The organism is Maribacter sp. (genome assembly GCF_039968975.1).
Classification (GTDB): Bacteria; Bacteroidota; Bacteroidia; order Flavobacteriales; family Flavobacteriaceae; genus Maribacter.
Map to the genome: position 1 here is coordinate 1 of NZ_JBDVOT010000105.1, position 3,724 is coordinate 3,724.

The window sequence follows — 3,724 nt, forward strand, 5'->3', positions numbered from 1 at the left end:
TTTACAGCTGAACCTCTTTGTTTACCGGGAGTCATTTTAGGCAGTTTAGATAAAATTCTAACAGCTTCTTTTTCTAACACATCATGTGGACCTCTTTTCTTAATAGCTCCAATAGTGCCATCATTGTTGATCATAAACGTAGTATTTACTCTACCTTCAATATTCATTTCTTGGGCTAGTTCTGGGTAACGAAAGTTTTTACGGATATGCTTTTGCATCATTTCATTAAAACATCCGCGTTTGTCTTTTTCGTTTTCACAACCTGGGAATACAGGAACTTCTTCAATGGTAATCCAGTTTACTTTTACTTCTTCCTCTTCTTCTATAACCTCAAAATCTGATGCGTCTACAACCTCGGTTTCCGTATTTACTTCGATGGCGATAACTTCAGTTTCTTCAATAGGATCATCATCTTCAATAATTTCTATCTCAGTTGGTAGAACTGGTGGTTTTGGTGGAGGTGTTACTTCTAATTGAAAAATAGGGGCTTCTTCTTCAATTGAAGGGTCTACATCGTTCATGGCTACATCTATATTGTAAATTGGATCGAACGTTTTCCATTCTAGGGCTGTATATACCATGGCTAATACTAGTAGTAGTCCCACTACAAAGAACATTCCGCTCTTTTTGTTTAGGTCTTTTTGTGGATTCTTTTTTGGTCTCATAATGTTTAAATTTTAGACTTGTGTAAACAAGTAGGGTTATTATTCGTTTTTGCTTGTCTAAAACTATGAGAATACTATAGGTTACAAAACGAGTAATGAGTTAACGCTGCTATTGAGTGAGTGAAACCGACTTTCAATTAAAATACAGGCAGAGAATGATTGTTTAGTAGTAGGAAATTCGATTATTCTTCAAATAAAATTTTAAAGGTTGTTGAAAGACCGTAATTTTAACACCATGGGTATTTTCAAAAAAGATAAACTTCAAATCATCAACTTTCAGTCATACGGTAGTGCTACTCGCTTGTATGTAAGAGGTAGGGCTATTGAAGATGAAAATATTGATTTGGATCAGAAAGGGTTTTTCAATTTAATTAAAAATACATGGAAGCGTTTTGAAACCGATGAAATCAAAAACGCACCCTTAAAGATTACCTTTTCGAACGGTAAAACAGTAGAAGGAGTTACCGATAGTGATGGCTATTATCTAGTTGATAAGAATATTGAAGGTCTGCAAGATTTGGCAAATGAAGAAGGTTGGGTAAAGTTTGAGCTTTCATTTGTCAATACGAATTTAAAAAGGGAGATTCTTTTGCAAAATAGATTTCCTGGTGAGATGCTAATACCTTGTAAACAGGCTAAATTTGGGGTAATTAGTGATATTGATGATACTATATTACATACCGGTGTTGTGTCTTCCTTAAAATGGAAAGTAATTTTGAATACGATGTTCAAAAGGGCTACCAAGCGTTCGCAATTAGAAGGGGCGTCAGATTTTTATACGAAACTACATCAAGGTAAAACGGGAAATGAAGCCAATCCTATTTTTTATGTAAGTCATAGTCCATGGAATTTGTATAGGTATTTAGAACTATTTTTAACAACAAATAATTTTCCTAAAGGTCCGGTATTATTGCGCAGCATGGCAAGTTTTAAAATGCGTAAAAAAAGTGACGAAAAGCCTCAAAAGCAAAAAGAGATTAGTAATCTTCTAAAATCCTATCCAGATTTGCCGTTTATATTAATTGGTGATAGTGGTGAGAAAGATGGCGATATCTATCAAGAAATTTCTACATTATTTCCAGGTAGAATAAAAGCTATTTATTTACGTAGCGTAAATCATGCTAAGCGAATGAAAAGGGTAGAAAACCTATTTTCCGATTTTAAGGATATTCCGTTCTTAATGGTCAATAAAACTTCTGAAGCTATAGACCACGCTAAGAAAAACGGATTTATCTAACCATTATTCGCGTTTAATATTTGAAACGGGCACCCATCTGGTAGGATCAAAATCATTAAGGGCATTGACTAGCTGAAAGCTTTTAAAATTTTGTATGTCAGCCTCTAAAATCCTTTTTTCTATAATCCTATTTTCGTCTAATAACCTGGCTCTGCAGGTCCCTTCTAGTAAAGGAGTTGCCGGTGTAATAACCTTGTCCCCATCTGTAAAAAGAATGTTGGCGTAAGAAGTGTCTGTTATTAGTCCGTTTTTAATAATAAGAACATCGTCAAAATCTCCTTTTTGCTTGTAGAGGTTGTTTAGTTTTTTACGATTATTTCTTTTTACGCCGTATGATATAGTGTCGTCGCTTACTAATTTTAGTGTTGTAGGTATGCTATTCTCATATTCAGAAAAGGAGAATCGCGTACCATGTTGCTTATAGCCAATACGTAATTTGTATTTTAAAGAACTGTCTAAATTGGTCAAATGAATACCGTCAAATAGCGAGTAGGATGGGTGGGTTTTATATTGCAGTATATAAGATTTCCTAAACCTAGCTTCATGATAGTCGGCATTTTTAATTTGACTATTTTCAATACAAACAGATTCAAATAATGGGTACATATATTTTTTCTAGAAGTTCTTGATATTCCTCTTCCATCTCGCTTAGGTGGGTAATGCCACCGCCACTTTTGTAAACAAGGTTATCGTCTATTTTTTCAATAAATCTAATGCTAACGGCGCTATCAATATGTTGTCCGTCAAATACGCCAAAGATTCCGGTATAGAATCCTCTTGGTACAATTTCTGCCTTAGAAATAATCTCTAAGGTTTTCTTTTTAGGAGCTCCGCTTATAGATCCTGCGGGTAGCGTTTTTAATAATAAAGAGGCGAACTCGTTTTTCCAGTTTTCTGGTAGCTCTCCTTGTATTTCGGTACTGGTCTGTAGCAGCTCTTGATTACCTTTTTTTATTTTCTCAACGAATCTAAATTTATTGACGCTTACTTTTTTGGCAATCATGGAAAGATCATTTCGTATAAGGTCAACAATAGTATTATGCTCGTATAGCTCTTTTTTATTTGAAAGTAACAATTCTTCAGCATTGGGTACATCGCTATTGATAGTGCCCTTCATAGGGTATGAAAAAATGTTTCCATCTTTTACCTTTAAGTAGCACTCAGGAGAAAACACCACAAATTTATCCTTGTATAAAAGCTTGTATGGAGCATGTGCTTTTTGGTAAATATCATCTAAGTCTACGCTTGTATTAAGTGCGGTAGGAAAGGTGAGATTTAGCAAAAAGCTATTACCAGTATTTAGTTCGTGCTTAATGGTAGTAAAAGCTCTTTCATAAATTTCTTTAGAAACCAGTGTTGGCTTTAAATCAAAATTTACGTTTTCATGTATTGTATTGGGAAGGTTTTGGTCGTTGCCTTTACCTTTAATATTGAAATAAATGTTTTCGTTTGCAGCTTCTTCAAAAGAATAAACCTGTTTTACCGATTTTTCAAAATCTATTATAAAGAAAAACGGAATCTCATCTTGAAGAAAGCGTGTCACTTTATTTTCAAAATCTTCCAATGGTTTAGTGCTTTGCGAAAGTGAACTTAAAATAAACCGTTAATTTGAGCGTCAATTTTATTAAGTATGCTACCTAAATCTTCAGGATTGTCAACGAAATCTAAATCGTCAACATCTATAATCAGCAAGTTTCCTTTTTTGTAACCATGAATCCAAGCTTCATAACGTTCGTTCAATCGGCTTAAATAGTCAATTGAAATCGTGTTTTCATACTCTCTTCCTCTTTTGTGAATCTGCTTTACCAAATTTGGTATAGAA

The 3,724-nt window shown here is 34.1% G+C and carries 5 protein-coding genes; 1 reads left to right on the plus strand and 4 read right to left on the minus strand.

Annotated features, from left to right (window positions below):
- Nucleotides 1-665 (minus strand): energy transducer TonB (locus ABJI11_RS07225; protein ID WP_348350780.1); only part of this gene is annotated, 665 nt, incomplete at its 3' end.
- Nucleotides 666-876: 211 nt separating this feature from the next.
- Between ABJI11_RS07225 and ABJI11_RS07230 the strand changes: the two genes are divergently transcribed.
- On the plus strand, nucleotides 877-1,902 hold the full coding sequence (locus ABJI11_RS07230; protein WP_348350782.1) for a phosphatase domain-containing protein: 1,026 nt from the start codon (nucleotides 877-879) through the stop codon (nucleotides 1,900-1,902).
- Between the two features lie 3 nt (nucleotides 1,903-1,905).
- Here ABJI11_RS07230 and ABJI11_RS07235 read toward each other — a convergent pair whose 3' ends face one another.
- The 3 genes from ABJI11_RS07235 to ABJI11_RS07245 all read right to left on the minus strand — a co-directional run.
- A complete protein-coding gene (locus tag ABJI11_RS07235) occupies nucleotides 1,906-2,508 on the minus strand; it encodes an aminotransferase class IV (RefSeq protein WP_348350785.1) in 603 nt (200 codons plus the stop codon).
- Nucleotides 2,492-3,466, minus strand: coding sequence for an aminodeoxychorismate synthase component I (locus ABJI11_RS07240; RefSeq protein ID WP_348350787.1), 975 nt, complete (start codon nucleotides 3,464-3,466; stop codon nucleotides 2,492-2,494). The genes ABJI11_RS07235 and ABJI11_RS07240 overlap by 17 nt, the downstream gene beginning before the upstream one ends.
- Nucleotides 3,467-3,492: 26 nt before the next feature.
- A partial coding sequence (locus ABJI11_RS07245) for a deoxynucleoside kinase (RefSeq protein ID WP_348350789.1) occupies nucleotides 3,493-3,724 on the minus strand: 232 nt, incomplete at its 5' end.